Here is an 18,927-nt window from a genome sequence, read left to right on the forward strand (position 1 = left end):
TATAAGTGTACCGATAACACAAAGCCCCATGATAGGGGCTTTTTTATATGTGCTGCTTGTAGCTGTAATCTATATGAGGTTTACTTATCCCAATAAGATTGCTCTAGTGAATCTTCTCGCTCTGGTAGACCACGCGATAAGCGCGGTGAGTGTTGCACTAACACTTCGTAACTCGCACGGTTGGCATATTTACTAATTTGTGCCAATGAAGAGTATGTAATAGCTTGCTGCTCATGTTTAGCTGAATTTGGCACATTTAATTTGTGATATTCGTTTGCAGATAAATCATGTAGCACCGCCGCTAGTGCGCAGTCTCCAGCACCATTGGTGTTTTTAATAGTGTCTGGGCCACCCATATAAGGTGCAGTATGGCTGTATGCTCTGATTGGTTTTTTACAATCAGCTTTGCGCATACCGCGAGAGAATTCGTAGCGGTTGAATTCAGCAATTGCTCCAGGCAACAATGGGTATTCAGTCTCACGCTTAAACTGTTCATCAACGTAGCCCGCCATAAATAGGCCTTTGGGACCTGCTGTACAAATAACTAAATCTACCCAGTCTAGTGCTTTATCAGCCGCTAATAGAGGGTCAGAAAACCCTGTAATAGCTTCACCTTCTTCTTCGTTCATAGCGAGAATGTCAACGTGGTTTTCAACAAACTCAGCCCACCAAGTTGGGTCTTGTTCTATCAAAAACTTGGTACCCAATGTCAATACAACAGGGACTCCTGCTTGGTTGGCATAGTGCACTGCTTGCATGGTAGCTTGCGTCATTGTTTCATCGCCACTGGTGCGCATTAAATAAGCACTGATCACTAAAGCTGATGCATTTTCAATGAGCGATTGAGAAATAGACTCAGGACGAAGGTAGTTCATCAAACCAGCGCTAATCGCAAAGGTTCGTTCACCTGTGTTATCTATCAAAGTAAAGCACCGACCTATTGGGCCATCAACAGGTTGAAGGTGGTTTAAGTCGACACGACTAGAGGTGTTACACAAAAACTTGTATGCATAACTACCAACGGTAATATTTTCGCTCATTACACCTAGCAAAACCGAACGATCATCGGCAAGTACTGAATAGTTGTGCATTGTATTACCTATGGTGCCACCAGCAAACTCATATTCGATCATATTGTCGCGTTTTAAGCGTTCATATAATGCGTTGGTAATGTCGCTTGCAATTACTTGTGACATGCCGCGCTGTAAACCAAACTCATCCAAAAATGCCTGATCAACTTTCGCTTCTATATCTACAACGATTTGATCGATGCCACAAATATAACTGTGCTTCAAACCATTTTCGTTACCTAACTGGTTGACTAGAGGGTCTTTATCTTCCACTGGAAAATAATGTTTATGCCTGCGGCGTCCCGGAAATTTCATGTTTTACCCGTGTGTGTTGAGCTCAAGAAATAAAAAAAGCGGCGAATTATAGCTTAAGTGTAGCCTTGAGAGCCACGTGATTTTGTTATTTTCTAGGACGATTGCACTAAATTAGCGAAAAACCATCAATTTTTTATGGTTTTTAGGTTCTGATACATAGTTAACCTCAGCTGCACATAAGCGAATTTGCCCAATAAAGCTATTTCGCACACTTTCTTCGCTATTTTCACTTGTAATAGCACGCTATTACTTCGCGAAAATGCCTTGATATTGAGCGAAATATCATCATTGGATATTGAAAAAGTTACAACATCTCCATTGTGAGCCATCAAAACTCTTATCCGCAGCTGAGGTTAGTTAAATGGTATTGGTTTCTCACTTGCGGTGTTCAAGATATACTAGGTGGTGTTTTTAACTGTGATTTAGATAGACATGAGTGAGCTAGAACAAGACAGATATTGGATGTCCCAAGCGTTGATTTATGCAGATAAAGCTGAACAGCAAAATGAAATCCCAGTAGGTGCGGTCATTGTCAAAGACAACAAACTTATTGCTGCAGGGTGGAATCAGTCTATTTGTAATCATGACCCGTCAGCACATGCGGAAATGCAAGCCATTAGGCAGGCTGGACAAGTGCTTAAAAACTACCGTTTGGTGGATTGTACGTTATATGTGACGTTAGAGCCTTGCCCAATGTGTGCAGGTTTATTGGTTCATAGCCGCTTGAGTCGAGTGGTATTTGGTGCAAAAGATGCTAAAACAGGGGCGGCTGGGTCAATTATGAATATAGTTAGAGATCCAAAGCTAAATCACCAGTTAGATGTAACCGACGGGGTGTTAGCTGATGAGTGTGCGCAAAAACTTTCTGCCTTTTTCAGGCGCCGTCGCAAAGAAATAAAAGAAGCCAAAAAGAAACAAAAAGCGGCTCAAGGTTGAGCCGCCATTTCTTCCATTTGTAGTAGTGCGAATAACTTTCTTCTTAGTAGCACTTTTTTATGTATATTTTTCAGCAAGACACGACGTCTGTTTGGTGATGTATGTCGTGTGTTACGTTTAAATTGATGAGTTCGACGTCTTTTAAGCATCAGAACCTCCTTATATGTGTGAGAGAAAAGCACGTGTGGAGCTTTACAGGTCTATATTGCAAGTTAATGACACAAGCAACCTATTTGCCAGAGTTTACACTTAGCGCATGGTTTTCATCTAACCAGATCAGTGCATCATAATAGCGGCGTATGTTATCTACATACTGTACAGCAACATCTCCGCGTGCATATCCATATTTAGTTTTTCGATAGTAGCGTTTTTTTATAAGCAGTGGTAGCCGTTTTTTAACATCTGCCCAACTGTCTGGATCGGCACCTTGTTGCTGCGTAATTATCCGAGCGTCGTTTACATGGCCCCAGCCTACGTTATAAGACGCTAGCGCAAACCATGTTCTGTCTGGCTGGGGGATACGAGCAGGAATACGTTTGAGTAGTTTAGCAAGATATTGCGCACCTCCTCGAATGTTTTGTTCCGGCTTTAACCGATTGGTAACCCCTACCTGCTTGGCCGTCGGTAGCGTTAACATCATTATACCGCGTACGCCCGTTGGTGACTTTGCTCTGGGGTTCCACATGGACTCTTGATAGCTAAGTGCAGCCAAAAGACGCCAATCTATGTTCTTTGCATATTGCTTAAACCAAGCTAAATAAGTTGGTAATACTTCATGTGCCGCTTCCACAAATGCCAGTGCATTAACATAGTTAAAAGAAGATACATGTCCGTAATACTTCTCCTCTAATGTATAGAGCACATCCGTTTGCTTTAGTTCAGCAAAAAACGGCAGCAATAATGCAAATAACGAATCATCGCCATCATTACGCAATACCCAAGAAATTGGATCGTCTCTAGTAATTGAAAAACCAATGCTGACGGTTGGATGGTAGCGGCGAAAAAGTGCCAAGGTGTGTGAATCGGCAATCGTGTATGCTATTTGTTCGTCGATAATACCAAGTAGTAGTTCTTCTTCATCTTTTTCTGTCACCGCGTGCCACGTGAGCGCTGGGTACTGCTGTTTAAGTGCTTGTAATGTTAATACGTGACTAGAGTTGGCTAATACCGTGATAGGTTGATCGATGTCCTCGATACTCCTAGGCCTTGTTCGACCTTGTTTGAACACAAGCTTTTGACTTATAGAACGGTAGCTTGGACCAAATTTGTATTTGTGAGTTCTTTTGGGATGATAGCTTATCCCTGAGGCAATCATGTCTAAATCGCCGTTATCTAGCCTTTCAAACAGCTCAGATAAACTGAAAAAAGGCACCATTTGTAACCTTACACCAAGAAAATCAGCAAACTCGGCGCTCAGCTCGTACTCATAACCTTGTTCACCATGGCGAGCTTGAAAATAATTACCAGGGCCGGCAAGCGTTCCCACTCTGATAATCTGCTTGTGTTTTATTCGTTCAAGTTGGTTGTCAGTGGCTTGCTCGCAGCCAAGCAACATACAAAACAAGGTAGCAATAAAAACAAATTTAATCATTAGATGTTACTCCCGTTTTGCTATAAGCATGTTTTCACGGTAGCTAACTTTACGTATGAACGCAAAATAAAAACAATTGTTGCACTTTTAGTACACCTAAAACTTTGGTTTTAAATTAAAAAGTGGGATTTTTGCGAGTTTTGGCATTATTAGTGTTAAACCCAAGCGACATTTCTACTATAATAGCGACCCTAAATATCGTTCAATCCCTAACCCCGGATGAAAATACCTATGTTGATCTTACGTGGTGCGCCAGCACTTTCTGATTTCAAAGTTCAAAAAATCCTTAAAACCTGCGTAGATGCAAATTTACCTGTTACCGGTATTTATGCAGAATTTATGCACTTTGCAGACTTAACTACAGAGCTAAGCGATTCGGAACTAGACAAACTAAACAAACTACTCAAGTACGGTCCAACTATTGCCGAACATGAGCCACAAGGTGCGCTTATTTTAGTAACACCACGTATCGGTACCATTTCTCCGTGGGCGTCAAAAGCAACTGATATTGCAAACAACTGTGGTTTAGATAAAGTACACCGTGTGGAGCGTGGTATTGCATACTATGTTGAAGGTGATTTATCTGCTGAACAACTAAATGAGGTTGCAAAGCTAGTACACGACCGTATGACAGAGTCTGTACATAATAGTCTTGAAAGCGCAGGCCAGCTATTTCGTGTTGAAGAGCCGCGCCCAATGTCATCTGTAAATATTCTTGGTGGCGGTCGTGAGGCGCTTGTAAAGGCAAACGTTGAGCAAGGCTTTGCACTAGCTGATGATGAAATTGACTACTTAGTTGAAAACTTCACAAAACTTGGTCGTAACCCGAACGACATCGAATTATTCATGTTCGCACAGGCGAACTCTGAGCACTGTCGTCACAAAATCTTCAACGCTGATTGGACAATCGATGGTAAAGAGCAGCCTAAGTCGCTGTTCAAAATGATTAAGAATACTTACGAGACGCACCCAGAAAACGTACTGTCGGCTTATAAAGATAACGCAGCGGTAATGAAGGGCTCAAAAGCGGGTCGTTTCTTCCCAAATAAAGAAGGGGAATACAGCTACAATCAAGAGAACATTGAAATCTTGATGAAGGTTGAAACCCATAACCACCCAACTGCAATTGCGCCATTCTCTGGTGCATCAACGGGGTCTGGTGGTGAAATTCGTGACGAAGGTGCAACAGGCCGTGGTTCTAAACCAAAAGCAGGTCTAGTTGGTTTTACTGTATCTAACCTTCGCATCCCTGGTTTTGAGCAGCCGTGGGAAACAAACTTCGGCAAGCCAGGTCGTATTGTTGATGCTCTAGACATCATGATCGACGGTCCTCTAGGTGGTGCGGCGTTCAACAATGAATTTGGTCGTCCTAACCTACTTGGTTACTTCCGTACTTACGAAGAAAAAGTTAACAGCCACAACGGTGAAGAAGTGCGTGGTTACCACAAGCCAATTATGCTTGCAGGTGGTCTAGGTAACATCCGTACTGAGCACGTTCAAAAGGGTGAAATTCCAGTTGGCGCTAAGCTAGTTGCACTAGGTGGCCCTGCGATGAACATTGGCCTTGGTGGTGGTGCCGCATCATCAATGGCATCTGGTCAGTCAAATGAAGACCTAGATTTTGCGTCTGTACAACGTGAAAACCCAGAGATGGAACGTCGTTGTCAGGAAGTGATCGACAAATGTTGGCAGCTAGGTGACGAAAACCCAATCGCGTTTATCCACGATGTGGGCGCGGGTGGTCTTTCAAACGCATTCCCAGAGCTTGTAGACGACGGTGGTCGTGGTGGTAAATTCCAACTGCGTAACATTCCGAACGATGAGCCGGGCATGGCTCCACATGAGATCTGGTGTAACGAATCACAAGAGCGTTATGTATTAGCGGTAGCGGCAGAAGACTTCGCTCGTTTTGAAGAAATCTGTAAGCGTGAGCGCGCACAGTACGCTGTAATTGGTGAAGCAACAGAAGAGCGTCACCTAACAGTTGCGGATAGCCACTTTGATAACAACCCAGTAGACCTGCCACTTGATGTATTACTTGGTAAAGCACCAAAGATGCACCGCGACGTTGAGTCTAAACAGGCGCAAGGTCAAGCGCTGGAAACAGATAGCATCAACGTAGACGAGGCGGCTAAGCGTTTACTTCGTTTACCAACCATTGCTGAAAAAACATTCCTTATCACTATCGGTGACCGTACAGTCACTGGCTTGGTAGCTCGTGACCAAATGGTGGGTCCTTGGCAGGTGCCAGTAGCTAACTGTGCAGTAACAGCTGCCGCGTTTGACACTTACCACGGTGAAGCAATGTCAATGGGTGAGCGTACACCTGCGGCACTTCTAAACTATGGTGCATCGGCACGTTTAGCTGTCGCTGAGGCATTGACTAACATCGCTGGTGCAAATATTGGTGGTCTTGAGAACATCAAACTATCGGCAAACTGGATGGCGGCAGCAGGTCACCCAGGTGAAGACGCTGGTCTTTACGAAGCAGTTAAAGCTGTAGGTGAGGAGTTATGTCCAGCACTAGGTCTAACTATCCCAGTTGGTAAAGACTCAATGTCGATGAAGACAACATGGCAAGATGACGGTGAAGATAAAGCGGTTACAGCGCCTCTTTCTCTAGTGATCACTGCGTTTGGTCGTGTAGAAGACATTCGTAAAACGGTAACACCTCAGCTTCGCACTGATAAAGGTGACTCAAGCCTAATCTTAGTTGATTTAGGTGCGGGTCAAAACCGTATGGGTGCATCAAGTCTTGCACAGGTTTACAAGCAGCTTGGTGATAAGACGCCTGACGTTGATAGCCCAGAACTATTAAAAGGTTTTTACAACGCGATGCAAGCACTTGTCGCTGACGAGAAGCTACTTGCTTACCATGACCGTTCAGACGGTGGTTTATTTACAACGGTTGCTGAAATGGCATTCGCAGGTCGTACAGGTGTGACCGTAAATCTTGATAGCCTAACGGGTTCTGACATCGAAGCGCTTTACAACGAAGAGCTAGGTGCAGTGATTCAGGTTCGAAACTCCGACCTCGCGGCAGTTGAAACTGTTTTAGCGGATAACGGCCTTGCGGCAATCAGCCACAATATCGGTGCATTAAACACACAAGATAAAGTTATCTTCAACCGTGGTGGTGAAGCTGTTCTTGCAAATACACGTACTGAACTACGTACTATTTGGGCTGAAACTACCTATAAGATGCAAGCACTTCGTGATAACCCTGAGTGTGCTAAGCAAGAATTTGATGCGAAGTTTGATGAGAAAGACCCAGGCCTTAACGTAAAACTAAGTTTTGACATCAACGAAGACGTAGCTGCGCCTTATATTGCAACTGGTGCTAAGCCTAAGATGGCAATCCTCCGTGAGCAAGGTGTTAACTCACACGTTGAAATGGCAGCTGCATTTAACCGTGCAGGTTTTGCAGCAGTAGATGTACACATGAGTGACATCCTTGAAGGTCGTTTAACACTTGAGCAGTTCAAAGGTCTTGTAGCATGTGGTGGCTTCTCGTACGGTGACGTACTAGGTGCCGGTGAAGGTTGGGCTAAGTCTATCTTGTTCAATGATATGGCACGCAGCCAGTTCCAAACATTCTTTGAGCGTCAAGACACGTTCAGCTTAGGTGTGTGTAATGGCTGTCAAATGTTATCGACATTGAAAGAGCTAATCCCAGGGACTGAGCACTGGCCACGTTTTGTAACCAACAAGTCAGAGCGTTTTGAAGCACGCTTTAGCCTTGTAGAAGTACAAGAAAGCCCGTCAGTATTCTTCCAAGGTATGGCTGGCTCTCGTATGCCAATTGCAGTATCTCACGGTGAAGGTCACGCTGAGTTTGCAAACGACGCAGCAGTGAAAGCGGCGCTTGAGTCTGGTACAGTTGCAGTTCAGTACGTTGATAACTTTGGTAATCCAACAACGCAATACCCGAACAATCCAAATGGTTCTCCTGAAGGTATTACCGGTATTACATCTCTCGATGGTCGTGCAACAGTCATGATGCCGCATCCAGAGCGTGTATTCCGCGCGGTCGCTAATTCTTGGCACCCAGATGAGTGGAAAGAAGATAGCCCATGGATGCGTATGTTCCGTAATGCTAGAAAGAACATCGGTTAATCTTAGCTAAATTGAAAAAGGTTACTACGGTGGCCTTTTTTATTATGAAGAGAAAGTGAACTCTTGGCAGCGATACCCACGACAAGAGTGGAAAGAAGATAGCCCATGGATGCGTATGTTCCGTAATGCTAGAAAGAACATCGGTTAATCTTAGCTAAATTGAAAAAGGTCACATTGGTGGCCTTTTTTATTATGAAGAGAAAGCGAACTGTTGGCAGCGATACCCACGACAATGAGTTTATTTTTTAAGAGGCCTAAAAATGAAAATAATCAGAACGAAGAATTTCACTGCAGAGCGTGCTTGGGGGGCGTTAGATATCGCCAATATGAATGGCATTACCACCCGTTTGCATTGGACGGATCAACCCTATAAATGGCATATCAATGATGGTGAAGAGGTATTTGTTGTGTTAGATGGCATAGTTGATATGCATTACAAGGTAAATGGAGAAGAAAAGCTAGCAATACTGAATGTGGGCGATATTTTTTACGCCTCAGTGGGTACTGAGCATGTCGCCCACCCACAAGGTGAAGCACGCATCTTAGTGATCGAAACCGAGGGGAGTGTTTGAGTGTCGTTAATACCAATTTTGCGATTGTGTGAAGGAAATAGAAGAAGATACTGAAATAATATCGGCATCTTCAACTAAATAGTCACTCTAAGTTTTTAGTATCGTAATACAGTGGTTTTAACGATCCACAATTGACAAATTTTATGGTTAACTCGCTTGCAGGAGGAACACGCTTAGAGGTGCGGAACTTTTGCATACATGCACTGGTTAAGTCGATATAAATTAAATGGCTAAAGCTAGGGCGCTGTTGGATTTTATGAATATAAATTCGACCATCGTTTGAAACTGGTATCATGTCATACTCTTGCCATTGCGAAGAAGGGGTTAAGTCTGAAAGTGCGCGAGAATACAGTTTTTTGCTAAATACAATGGGGGCATCGCTGAGTAAAAGACTGCCGCCTTGTGCGTAATGGCCGCTATACACATCTGCTTTTACTTCTAGTTCTTCACCGCGCATTAAACGTTCAATATTAAACTTATTAGGCTGAATCGTTACTAAATCTGAATCTCTAACTAAGCTTAAAAACGCCACTCCAGGGTTTTCTACTTTATATACTACCTGCACATTATTTGGAAAATTGTACGCGGGTAAGTTAGTTGCGTAAATACTGGCACCTTGGTTGAGTAGCACCATTGGGTGCTCACCATAATAAGCAGGGTTTAACGGCGGAGGCTCTTTTTTTTCTTCTTTGGCAATCGCATGGAAAGTCGCTACGCAAAGCAATATTGCAAGAGTTATTTTTATTAACTTCATATTGAAAAGCCTGTGTTGTGAGAGCGGTTCAACGTTATCAACCGGACTACTTATTATTGATAACCAATTAAATTTAACCGCTATTATAAATCATTATGTCGCCTTACGCGATTTAGGCTCGGGTGTTTCAAATACTACAACTTATTACAATTAGGTTGTCACAGTTGCCCCGTTTTAATTTATCATTAGCTTATCGCGCAATCAGGTAAAGGGCATCAAATATATGATAGTTAAGTTTTTTAAGTGGCTTATCGTTATCTTATGCTGTCTTTTTTTAGTCCTTTACATAGCTCGTGAGCGATTGGCGGTGATGATTGCGGATCATTATTTGGCACCTCATCAGAGTTCAGTGAGCTGTTTAAACTGGTCGTTCAACAGTTGGAAGCAAATTAAAGTTGAACAACTTTGCTTGGATAATCAGCATGTATCACTGCGCGTTGAGAATATGCAGATCACTCGGGAGCGTATTCATGTAGCCAACGTGATAGCCCAGTTAGTGCTTTCAAGTGATGATACGCCAAAGCAGCAACAAACTATTTGGCAACCTCTACAGCTAAACTTACCGAACAGACCACTGTTAAGTATTGATAATATGACTATTACAAGCGATAAGGCGATATCAGCTTTATTGCCTCAAAAGCTGAATGTATCTTTGCAAGAGAATAAACTTAATCACTTCTTACTCAGTGGTGATGTGCACTCAGAAGTGATTGTGCAAGACAAGGAAATTACAGTAGACCTCAAACTCAGTAGTCCAGCGTTACAAAGCAAATTACCCGTACAAATAACTTCTTTGCAAGGCATCGCCCATGCAAGTTACTTTGGTGATAGAGTGGATTTGAACATCAAACACACAGTGGCTGCTCAGTTAGAACATGCAAAATGTCATGTTCAAGTCACAAGCCAAGGCAGTGGAGAGCTTTCTTTTGATATTAACCAACAGAATTTGATAGCCGATTTATCTAACGCTGACATTTTACTCGAACCGAACGAATGTAACGTTTTGCAAAAAGAACCATATAGTGAACAGCTGGGCGCAATGCTAAATCAACCATGGCATGTGAGTATACCAAGCCAGCTTTCATGGCAAGGGACAAGTTTGACCACTGAGCGCCTGCGACTGAGCAGTCGCGATAGGGAAACGACTATTCAAGCTAATGCGACAAGTATAGATAGTCAAACGGCTCATGTGAGTGCTGCAATATCTATTGCACACCAAAGTAACCGTTTGGGTAAATTACGAGTTGAAGCACCGATAGAGGTTATGGGTGGGCAAGTAAAAGGTACGGGTGAGTTGGAGTATTATAGCGACACCTTACCTGTGTTACCGATTCAAGCGCAAAGTATTAAATTAGGTGGGCGCATAGGCTTTGACGTTGGGGCCAATCAATCGCAATTGCACTTAGATGTGCACGGTAGTGTTGGACAAGCAAGCTACGACGACGTCAACATGCAAAGCGGCAATGTTACCATTAATGCACAAGTTACAGTTGCTGACCAAGTTTCAATAGAGGGTAAACTCATCGTCCAAACAGATGAACTTAACTATCAGCAGCTGAGAGCTCAAAATAGTCAGCTTCAGCTGGAAGTGGATATTGCAAAAGATCAGCAATTAGCATTATCGGGGAGCTTGACTAATCAGTTATTGCATAGCCAATCGATTCAAGTTCGGGGGATGAGCTCTCAATTTGCTTTGTCGGGCAATATTGGCAAAGGGGAAGTGTTTACCAAGCTTTCCGCGCAAACCAAGTTAAGCTCACTGAAAACACCTAAATTAGAAGTTAACAATATCAACATTGATAGCCAAGGTCAGCAAAGTCGAGCTGGTGTATATGAACATTTTATCACAGGCGGCACAGTCGAAGCGGTGCTAAAGCATCAATATTCACAGTTAGCACACCCTTATCAGTTGGCAGTAACGGCTAAACCTATTGTGTCTTTGCAGCCCGTGGTCAATGGGTTCGAACCTAAACTAAAACTTGTACAAGGGGACATCGCTGCGCAAGCTAAGGGGGATTTCAATCTACAAAACGCAGACTTTTCGGTGCAAGTGACAGATCTATCCATTTTATATGATACCCATTATGTAGACAAAATTAACACTGTCATTACCGGTCAATATAGTTCAGGCAAGATTAATATTCCCAGCTCTAAGGTGCTTATAGGACAGGTACGCTCAGGTGTGGTGTTGTCTAATTTATCTACTGTGCTACATGTAGAGAATGATGAAGCTTATTTAAGCGCTATTAATGCATCTATGTTCGACGGTAACGTGGGGGCTGAGCGGTTAAATTTATCTTTACAGCCTCAGCTAGTGCAAGTTAAAGCACAATCTTTGGACTTAGGCTTAATTGCTCACGCGGGTAGAGATGCTGGCATTGAGCTTAATGGCAAAGTGTCAGGTGTGTTTCCTATGAGCATCGCTGATTCAACGGTAAGTATTGAACAAGGTCAATTATTTAGTACTGGTGAAGGAAAATTACAAGTGGCTCAAAATGCCTCTATCGAAGCATTGAAGGCTCAGCAACCCAGTTTAAAATCGGTGATTGGCGTGCTAGATGATTTAACGATTGATAAATTAAACAGTGACGTTGCATTAACGCCCGATGGTTGGTTAACACTGGGCGTGCAGATAGTTGGTGAGAACAAGCAGCAATCGCAACCCGTGAATTTTAACTACACACATAAAGAGAACATATTTACACTTTTTCGGGCTTTGCGTTTAAGTGACGAGATAACCCAAAAAGTAGAAAATGCTTTAACAAAACAGGAGCAAAGCCAATGAAATGGACCCTAATTTTAACAACCTTGCTGGCACTTTGTGCCTGCACTCACAAAGTTCAGGTAGAAACCAAAGAGCCGATCACCATTAACTTAAACGTCAAAGTTGATCACGAAATTCGTGTTAAAGTTGACAAAGAACTTGATGATTTATTTAGCGACGACAGCGAGTTATTTTAAGGAGAGTATGATGAAAGCAAACAAATTAATTATTGCAGTGGCGGCGCTAGGTATGGCTTTTTCTGCATTGGCGTTAACGCTAGACAGTGCCAAAGAGCAAGGCTTAGTAGGTGAAACTGAGTCTGGTTATTTAGCGGCAGTAAACGGTAATGCACAAGTACAAGCGTTAATTTCAGATATCAACGCAAAACGCAAAGCGAAATATCAGCAATTAGCACAAAAAAATGGCATCAGTTTATCGCAAGTTGAAGCGTTAGCTGGCAAAAAAGCCATTGAGAAAACATCGACGGGTCATTACGTGCAGGTAAATGGACGCTGGGTGAAAAAGTAAACATTGGTATTTTTGGAGGCACGTTAGTGTCTCCAAATCATTTATGGCAATTCTTTAACAATTGCAGCCAAAATGCCTCGCCTTTTCTGCGTGCTAAACGAATATTGTTTTCAGGAATGCTTTGTGGATCGTCGTAGCTTTCTAATGCTCGAGCCATACTTTGTTCACGAATTAAATGCAGCGTAGGATACGGCGCACGATTGGTGTAATTGGCGGCATCATCGTCTTCGCTATCAGCAAACACATAGTCTGGGTGAAAGTTTGCTATTTGGTAACGCCCTTCATAGCCTTGCACAGCTAGCATGGCATTAGCTAAGTCGACTAGGTCTAAAAAATCGGCGAAATCGCTAAATCCGCCTTCAAACATAAGTAAGGTAGTTTCACGGTCAGGTTGGCTATCTAGTGCTGCGCATTCATCTAACATTGCCATCACGGCATCATCATGGCTTGTTGCTTGTGAAACTTGATAGTGAATCGTATTTTGCTCAACTTCTTTGCGTGCAAAGGGGCAAAAATTGTATTTAACTATCACTGAGCTTACCCAGTTTTGCATAACCTGTTTGGGAGTTAACGGTGAGAGTGTGCTCATAATTATGGCTACCTTTGCAAATATTGGTCAATTAACGTCAGAGTTTTATTTATTGCGCCTTGATTTCGAGTCAGGCAGTTTAGCGCATTCTCTCCTTTAGTTACGCGTTGTATTGGGTTATTCAATAACTCAATCACACATGCAGCAAGCTCATCGCTGTTGTGCACAACACGCGCTCCATGGAGTTCAAGTAGTTCAGGGTATACATGAGCAAAATTGTACGTATGTGGACCCGTTAGAATTGGTACTGAGAAAGCCGCCGCTTCAAGTGGGTTATGACCACCACGCTCAATTAAACTGCCGCCAATATAAGCAACATCTGCGCTACCAAAGAGTATTTTTAGTTCGCCAAGAGTGTCAACTAAAAGCACATGACACTTACTGTCGAAGGGTTTGCTTCGACAACAGTGATATAACGAAGAAGCAGTGAGTAGCTCGTCCACTTTAGCAAATTGCTCGGGGTGACGTGGCGCAATAACAAGCAAAGCATGTGGGTGTACAGCCAATACCTTTTGGTGAGCATTTAGTACTTGCTCATGCTCTGTAGGGTGAGTTGAGCCTGCAACCCAAACCGGTCGGTTAGCAAATAATGCTTTAAGCTCTTTTGCATCAGCTCTCTCCTTGTCACTTAACTGAATATCAAATTTTATAGAGCCTGTTACCGTGATTTTTTCGGGCGCTAAACCCAATGCAATAAAGCGCTCAGCGTCTAGTTGGTTATGACTGGCCAATACATCAATGTTTTGCATGATGACTTTGCTTAAAGGCGCAACTTTGTTATAGCCATGAAATGACTTTTCTGACAAACGCGCGTTAAGCACTTGCACGATACAACCTTGCTGTTTAGCGTGTGCCAATAAGTTTGGCCAAAGTTCGGTTTCTAATATCAATAGTAGTTTTGGCTGCAAACGGTTGATAAAACGCTTGGTGGCATAATAAAAATCTATGGGTAAATAACACAGTGCTACCTCATTACCAAAGTTTTGCTTTATCTGTGCTCTTCCCGTTGGAGTATTACAGGTCACAATTAAATGCTGGTTAGGATAAGTGTGTTTAAAAGCTTTTATAAGCGGGGTTGCGGCCAGCACTTCACCAACAGATGCGCAGTGGAATATCACCGCATGTTGTGGTAGTTGTTTGTTGTGAAAGCCCAAACGCTCTAAAAAGTGTTGACGGTAACCCGCATTTTTTTTACCACGAACACCATACAAATAAATAAAAACCAACGGCGAAAGTAGCGCGAGCAGTAGAGAGTATAATAATCGAGCCATGGCACCAAACAACTATTTAAAATGCTATTTTAGCGTGTTCGGGTGTTAAATTGAAATAGACTAACAAAATTACACATTTGTAGGTGTGCGCCAGAGCGGGTTATTTGCTAGTATGGCAGCACTTTTTTCATTTATTGCTTGTAAATTTATGTCGTTAAAACTTTCAACCTGTATCGCGGGCATAGTACTGTTTTTCTCAAGTTACAGTTATAGTGCACCTACAGCCTATTTGCCGATAGGTAAAGATAAGTTACTTGAATACCAAATCGATCGTATGTTTGCGCTGACAGACGGTGTTCCAATGGCTAAGCCATATCGTATCAGCGAAATTAATATGGCATTGCGCAAACTACATGGCTTGAATCGACCTTTATATAACAGTATTCGAACTCGTTTAACGCCTTATTTCAGTAAAGACGATATTACACGTCAAGGTTTAAAGTTGCGCTATGACTCTGGCGAAACTGTTAAATTAGCTAACGATAGAAGCAATACATCGCAAGAATATGCAGAATTGTCGCTAGAAGGTGTTTGGCGTGGCAGCGAAAGTACATTATTGCAGTTAGGTATGGACTATCGTGTGCGCCAAGGTGACTTGGTGCCTTATAATACCTTTTATGCGCTAGGTGGTGATACGTTTCAGCTAAACTTGGGTTACAAGGAGCACTGGTTTTCTCCTTTTAAGAGCTTTGCACAAGTTTATTCAAATAATGCCCAGCCTTCACCTTCAGTATCTTTAGGGCTGGTTGCACCATTAACTAACTGGTGGAACTTTGACTTTGAGCTGTTTTATGCGGAATTAGAGTCGGTAGAAAATGGCATCCTATACCAAGGCAAATTGCACTCTGGTAAGCCTAGATTGGCAGGTACTCATTTTAGTTTAGAGCCAATAGATGGCTGGACTATCGGTTTAAATCGAATGATGCAATTTGGTGGTGGGCCAAGAAAAGTCAGTACCAGCGATATCATTAAAGCCTACTTTGACCCAGCAGGTTCTGATAATAAAACAGCCGAATTAAGCCAAGATGCTGAGCTGGGCGACCAATGGGCAACAATCACCAGCACACTTCAAACGAACTTCTTTATGCCTGCTGAGTGGTATTTTGAATATGGCGGTGAAGATACCAAAGGCCATAAAAACTACCAATTTGGTAATACCGCAACAAGTTTTGGTCTCTATTTACCTCAACTGAGCAACACGACAACTTTGCGTTATGAATATACCAATATGCACAGCCTTTGGTATGAAAATGAGATTTACCCAACCAAAGGGAATACGATAAAAGGCGCAGTAGTAGGCCATTTTGCGGGGGATATGCGAGTTTTTGGTGACTCAGCGCCAAGCCAAATTCATACGCTTGAAATGACGTTAAGTGAAAATGTGAACTCGATGTGGCGTGCAAAGTATACGCAAGTAAATAACGAAAGTGGTTATGTGAATGAGTTTAATGAAATTGGCAATAGTTACGAAAAAGCGCAAGCATTGCAAATAAGTAACAGCCAGATCATCGATAAACGTCAAGTAGAGACCACATTGACCGTTGGTAAAGATGTTTTTGGCCAAAGCTATACTTGGCTATCGCTCAATGTATACTGGTAATAATACGATATAATTAAAGAAATCATACCCAAATTCGGGAATATAGGAACAAATATGTCGCAAAACGATAAAATCGAACAAAGCTATTTAGAAAGTCTAGAGCGTCACAAAGCTTTGTTTGACACTATGGCAAATTACCACCAAGAGTGTTTAAGTTTATTAGAAGCGTGCCACAGTACATTAGCGCAAGGCGGTAAGGTGATTTGGTTTGGCAATGGCGGCAGTGCTGCAGATGCACAGCATTTGGCGGCGGAATTTGTAGTACGTTATAAGCTTGAGCGTGGCCCTTTGGCGTCAATTGCATTAACGACAGATACTTCTATTCTCACGGCACACAGTAATGATTACCACTTTGATACCGTGTTTGAGCGTCAAGTACAAGCTTTGTGTAAGCCTGAAGACTTAGTTATTGGTTTAACCACGTCAGGGACTAGCAAAAATATTAACTTAGCTTTGGCTGCAGCCAATGATATTGGTGCCAATACTGTGGCGCTCACAGGCCGAAATGGCGGTGAAGTAAAGCATATCGCTAAGCTACCTATCATCATTAAAAATGATGAAACAGCGCGTATTCAAGAAGCACATATGTTTATTGGTCACTGGTTATGTGAAGCGGTAGACATGTTGGTTGCGGAGCGCCTGTAATGGATTTTTCATGCTTACAAAAGTTAAACCAAGCACGTGTTTTGGTTGTGGGCGATGTAATGCTTGATAGATATTGGCATGGTGATACAGGACGAATTTCGCCTGAAGCCCCAGTGCCAGTTGTGAAAGTGAGCAAATTAGAAGACAAAGCCGGTGGCGCTGCAAACGTGGCCAAAAATATCGCGCACCTAGACGGGCAAGTTGGCCTGCTGGGTTTAATTGGTGAAGATGATAATGGTCAATCACTGCGACGTATTTTAGAAAGCGAAAAAATTGCTTCACAGTTAGTGACGATAGAAGAGTTGCCAACCATTTCAAAAATGCGTGTTATCAGCCGACACCAGCAAGTGGTGCGCTTAGACCTTGAAGAGACATTTACTGAGCAACACAGTCGCTTATTGCTGGCACGTTTAGAGCAAGTACTTGATGATTACGACTTTGTTTTATTCTCAGATTACAACAAAGGCGCATTGGGTGCTATCAAAGAGATGATAAGCCTCGTGAAAGCTGCTGGCAAAACAGTGTTGATTGACCCTAAATCGAGTGATTTATCCCTTTATCGTGGTGCTGATTACATTACACCGAATTTGAATGAATTCAAGTTGGCAGGCGGTCGAGTCGACAGTGAGGAAGTGCTCACTGAAAGTGCAAGAGGACTCATTGCAGATAACGGTATTGGCGCAATGCTTTTGACGCGCTCTGAGCAAGGTATGTCCTTGATCTCAGCAACTGAAAAACATGACTTTCCTGCTCAAGTACAAGAGGTAAGTGACGTAACTGGTGCTGGAGATACAGTAATTGCAACGCTCACAACGATGTTAGGTGCTGGTATGCAGCCTAAAGATGCAGTGGAAGTAGCCAATATTGCCGCTGGTATTGCTGTGAGTAAATTGGGGGCTGCTACCGTTTCGCCCGAAGAACTTAGTCGTAAAATGGGGCAATATCTGCGTGAAACTGGTGAGCATTACCAAACGCCATTCGATGACGTGTTAAAGCACATCTCATTTGCCAAGAAAAACGGTGAAAAAATTGTTTTCACTAATGGCTGCTTTGATATTTTACATGCAGGTCATGTGCGTTACTTGGCACAGGCAAAAAGCATGGGAGATAGATTGGTCGTTGGCTTAAACAATGATGAATCAATCTCACGTTTAAAGGGTCCAGAAAGACCGATCAACTCACTGCGTGAACGTGCTATGGTGCTCAGCGCTCTGGCATCCGTTGATTGGGTGATCCCATTTGGGTCGGAAGCTGAAAATGATACACCTGCTAAGTTAATTGAGCTGGTTAGCCCTGATATTCTCGTTAAAGGTGGTGACTATAAAGTTGAAGACATTGCTGGAGCCGATTATGTGCTAAGTCAGGGGGGGCAGGTTGAAGTACTTGCATTCCTAGATGGTTGCTCTACTTCTGGTATTATCGAAAAAGCCAAAATGGGTAAATCACAAAAGTCGTGATTTACCGGATTGTTGCTTGGTAAGCGCTCAGCAGTGTTTGCCAATCTAGTTCTGAAAAATTGAAGGTCGGCCACTTGCCGGCCTCTTTTTTAAATGAGCGATGTAAGCGCTCCATATTGGCCCGTTGCCATGCCGCTTGCTGTGGACGAAGTTGCCCACGGTCAAAATCAATCAAGTACACCTTACCGTCATCGCCAAACAAAATATTGTTGATGTTTAAATCAGCGTGATATACCCCTTGGTTATGAAACTGGGCGATTGTCCTACCAACGAGAGAAAGTTCTTGCTCCGTGGCTTGGCTTATTTGTAAACGCTCACATAAGCTTGTTGCACCGTTAATCGCAGAAGTTATTAAATCGCCTCGATATATCAGCCCTTGCACAGAGACTTTGGCAGCTACAGGCTTAGGCACCGGTAAGCCTAAATTATCAAGTGCACACAGCAACTCAAACTCTTTATATACACGAGTTTTCTTTAATCCATAAAAAAAGTATTGATCTGAAAGCAATTTACCTACCAAGCCACCACGCCAATAATGTTTGAGTACATTGACATGTTCATTGTGCTTATAAAACCAAGCCGTTGCGCGACCTTTTTTAGTGGCAACAATTGCGTTTAATTGTTGCCAGTGAGTTGGGTCAAACCAATCAAGAAAAACATCGCTGGTGGTCTTTTCGTTGCTGAGCAAGTAATGGCTATTTATTTTGGTAATGTTCATC

General features: G+C 42.8%; 16 protein-coding genes. 9 read left to right on the forward strand and 7 right to left on the reverse strand.

Annotated features, from left to right (window positions below):
* Positions 1–80: 80 nt before the first annotated feature.
* Positions 81–1,385 carry an inosine/guanosine kinase gene (locus HG263_RS17685; protein WP_171627419.1) on the reverse strand — a complete coding sequence of 435 codons (1,305 nt, stop codon included), beginning with the start codon at positions 1,383–1,385 and terminating at the stop codon, positions 81–83.
* A 432-nt stretch (positions 1,386–1,817) separates the two neighbouring features.
* Between HG263_RS17685 and tadA the strand changes: the two genes are divergently transcribed.
* The gene (gene tadA, locus HG263_RS17690; RefSeq protein ID WP_171627420.1) at positions 1,818–2,321 is read left to right on the forward strand and encodes a tRNA adenosine(34) deaminase TadA; all 504 of its coding nucleotides are present in this window, start codon (positions 1,818–1,820) and stop codon (positions 2,319–2,321) included.
* Here tadA and HG263_RS17695 read toward each other — a convergent pair.
* Together HG263_RS17695 and mltF are read right to left on the reverse strand one after the other, a co-directional pair.
* Positions 2,312–2,470, reverse strand: a complete 159-nt coding sequence (locus HG263_RS17695) for a hypothetical protein (protein WP_171627421.1) — start codon at positions 2,468–2,470, stop codon at positions 2,312–2,314. The genes tadA and HG263_RS17695 overlap by 10 nt on opposite strands.
* 80 nt (positions 2,471–2,550) lie before the next feature.
* Entirely contained in the window at positions 2,551–3,912 is a 1,362-nt protein-coding gene (mltF, locus tag HG263_RS17700) for a membrane-bound lytic murein transglycosylase MltF (protein ID WP_171627422.1), read from the reverse strand.
* A 231-nt stretch (positions 3,913–4,143) separates the two neighbouring features.
* On the opposite strand from mltF, the gene purL reads away from it, so the two are divergent.
* Together purL and HG263_RS17710 are read left to right on the forward strand one after the other, a co-directional pair.
* Entirely contained in the window at positions 4,144–8,028 is a 3,885-nt protein-coding gene (gene purL / locus HG263_RS17705; protein ID WP_171627423.1) for a phosphoribosylformylglycinamidine synthase, read from the forward strand.
* A 260-nt stretch (positions 8,029–8,288) separates the two neighbouring features.
* On the forward strand, positions 8,289–8,600 hold the full coding sequence (locus HG263_RS17710; protein WP_171627424.1) for a cupin domain-containing protein: 312 nt from the start codon (positions 8,289–8,291) through the stop codon (positions 8,598–8,600).
* 82 nt (positions 8,601–8,682) lie between these two features.
* Here the strand turns inward: HG263_RS17710 and HG263_RS17715 are convergent, their stop codons facing one another.
* Entirely contained in the window at positions 8,683–9,345 is a 663-nt protein-coding gene (locus HG263_RS17715) for a hypothetical protein (protein WP_439332001.1), read from the reverse strand.
* Between the two features lie 232 nt (positions 9,346–9,577).
* Here HG263_RS17715 and HG263_RS17720 point away from each other — a divergent pair, with 232 nt between their 5' ends.
* The 3 genes from HG263_RS17720 to HG263_RS17730 are packed head-to-tail and all read left to right on the forward strand — an operon-like array spanning position 9,578 to position 12,646.
* A complete protein-coding gene (locus HG263_RS17720) occupies positions 9,578–12,139 on the forward strand; it encodes an intermembrane phospholipid transport protein YdbH family protein (protein ID WP_171627426.1) in 2,562 nt (853 codons plus the stop codon).
* A complete protein-coding gene (locus HG263_RS17725; protein WP_171627427.1) occupies positions 12,136–12,315 on the forward strand; it encodes a YnbE family lipoprotein in 180 nt (59 codons plus the stop codon). The genes HG263_RS17720 and HG263_RS17725 overlap by 4 nt, the downstream gene beginning before the upstream one ends.
* A 10-nt stretch (positions 12,316–12,325) precedes the next feature.
* Positions 12,326–12,646 (forward strand): YdbL family probable chaperone protein, encoded by a 321-nt coding sequence (locus HG263_RS17730; protein WP_439332002.1) that lies wholly within the window; start codon positions 12,326–12,328, stop codon positions 12,644–12,646.
* 37 nt (positions 12,647–12,683) lie between these two features.
* On the opposite strand, the gene HG263_RS17735 is transcribed toward HG263_RS17730, so the two are convergent.
* Both HG263_RS17735 and waaA read right to left on the reverse strand, forming a co-directional pair.
* Complete coding sequence (locus tag HG263_RS17735; protein ID WP_171627429.1) at positions 12,684–13,235, reverse strand: DUF1415 domain-containing protein; 552 nt, start codon at positions 13,233–13,235, stop codon at positions 12,684–12,686.
* Positions 13,236–13,243: 8 nt separating this feature from the next.
* Positions 13,244–14,506 carry a lipid IV(A) 3-deoxy-D-manno-octulosonic acid transferase gene (gene waaA / locus HG263_RS17740; protein ID WP_171627430.1) on the reverse strand — a complete coding sequence of 421 codons (1,263 nt, stop codon included), beginning with the start codon at positions 14,504–14,506 and terminating at the stop codon, positions 13,244–13,246.
* A 148-nt stretch (positions 14,507–14,654) separates the two neighbouring features.
* On the opposite strand from waaA, the gene HG263_RS17745 reads away from it, so the two are divergent.
* From HG263_RS17745 to hldE, 3 genes are read left to right on the forward strand one after another with little or no spacing between them, the layout of a single operon-like run.
* Positions 14,655–16,106, forward strand: coding sequence for a capsule assembly Wzi family protein (locus tag HG263_RS17745; protein ID WP_171627431.1), 1,452 nt, complete (start codon positions 14,655–14,657; stop codon positions 16,104–16,106).
* A 54-nt stretch (positions 16,107–16,160) separates the two neighbouring features.
* Positions 16,161–16,751 (forward strand): D-sedoheptulose-7-phosphate isomerase, encoded by a 591-nt coding sequence (locus tag HG263_RS17750; RefSeq protein WP_171627432.1) that lies wholly within the window; start codon positions 16,161–16,163, stop codon positions 16,749–16,751.
* The gene (hldE, locus tag HG263_RS17755) at positions 16,751–18,208 is read left to right on the forward strand and encodes a bifunctional D-glycero-beta-D-manno-heptose-7-phosphate kinase/D-glycero-beta-D-manno-heptose 1-phosphate adenylyltransferase HldE (RefSeq protein ID WP_171627433.1); all 1,458 of its coding nucleotides are present in this window, start codon (positions 16,751–16,753) and stop codon (positions 18,206–18,208) included. The genes HG263_RS17750 and hldE overlap by 1 nt, the downstream gene beginning before the upstream one ends.
* A 1-nt stretch (position 18,209) precedes the next feature.
* Here the strand turns inward: hldE and HG263_RS17760 are convergent, their stop codons facing one another.
* Entirely contained in the window at positions 18,210–18,926 is a 717-nt protein-coding gene (locus tag HG263_RS17760) for a 3-deoxy-D-manno-octulosonic acid kinase (protein WP_171627434.1), read from the reverse strand.
* Position 18,927: the final 1 nt, after the last annotated feature.

Source organism: Pseudoalteromonas caenipelagi (assembly GCF_013140855.1).
Lineage (GTDB): Bacteria > Pseudomonadota > Gammaproteobacteria > Enterobacterales > Alteromonadaceae > Pseudoalteromonas > Pseudoalteromonas caenipelagi.

Bases quoted from the DNA above. Each gene is read 5' to 3' on its own strand.
- HG263_RS17685 (WP_171627419.1), bottom strand. From the start codon at position 1,385: ATGAAATTTCCGGGACGCCGCAGGCATAAACATTATTTTCCAGTGGAA.
- tadA (WP_171627420.1), top strand. From the start codon at position 1,818: ATGAGTGAGCTAGAACAAGACAGATATTGGATGTCCCAAGCGTTGATT.
- HG263_RS17695 (WP_171627421.1), bottom strand. From the start codon at position 2,470: ATGCTTAAAAGACGTCGAACTCATCAATTTAAACGTAACACACGACAT.
- mltF (WP_171627422.1), bottom strand. From the start codon at position 3,912: ATGATTAAATTTGTTTTTATTGCTACCTTGTTTTGTATGTTGCTTGGC.
- purL (WP_171627423.1), top strand. From the start codon at position 4,144: ATGTTGATCTTACGTGGTGCGCCAGCACTTTCTGATTTCAAAGTTCAA.
- HG263_RS17710 (WP_171627424.1), top strand. From the start codon at position 8,289: ATGAAAATAATCAGAACGAAGAATTTCACTGCAGAGCGTGCTTGGGGG.
- HG263_RS17720 (WP_171627426.1), top strand. From the start codon at position 9,578: ATGATAGTTAAGTTTTTTAAGTGGCTTATCGTTATCTTATGCTGTCTT.
- HG263_RS17725 (WP_171627427.1), top strand. From the start codon at position 12,136: ATGAAATGGACCCTAATTTTAACAACCTTGCTGGCACTTTGTGCCTGC.
- HG263_RS17730 (WP_439332002.1), top strand. From the start codon at position 12,326: ATGAAAGCAAACAAATTAATTATTGCAGTGGCGGCGCTAGGTATGGCT.
- HG263_RS17735 (WP_171627429.1), bottom strand. From the start codon at position 13,235: ATGAGCACACTCTCACCGTTAACTCCCAAACAGGTTATGCAAAACTGG.
- waaA (WP_171627430.1), bottom strand. From the start codon at position 14,506: ATGGCTCGATTATTATACTCTCTACTGCTCGCGCTACTTTCGCCGTTG.
- HG263_RS17745 (WP_171627431.1), top strand. From the start codon at position 14,655: ATGTCGTTAAAACTTTCAACCTGTATCGCGGGCATAGTACTGTTTTTC.
- HG263_RS17750 (WP_171627432.1), top strand. From the start codon at position 16,161: ATGTCGCAAAACGATAAAATCGAACAAAGCTATTTAGAAAGTCTAGAG.
- hldE (WP_171627433.1), top strand. From the start codon at position 16,751: ATGGATTTTTCATGCTTACAAAAGTTAAACCAAGCACGTGTTTTGGTT.
- HG263_RS17760 (WP_171627434.1), bottom strand. From the start codon at position 18,926: ATGAACATTACCAAAATAAATAGCCATTACTTGCTCAGCAACGAAAAG.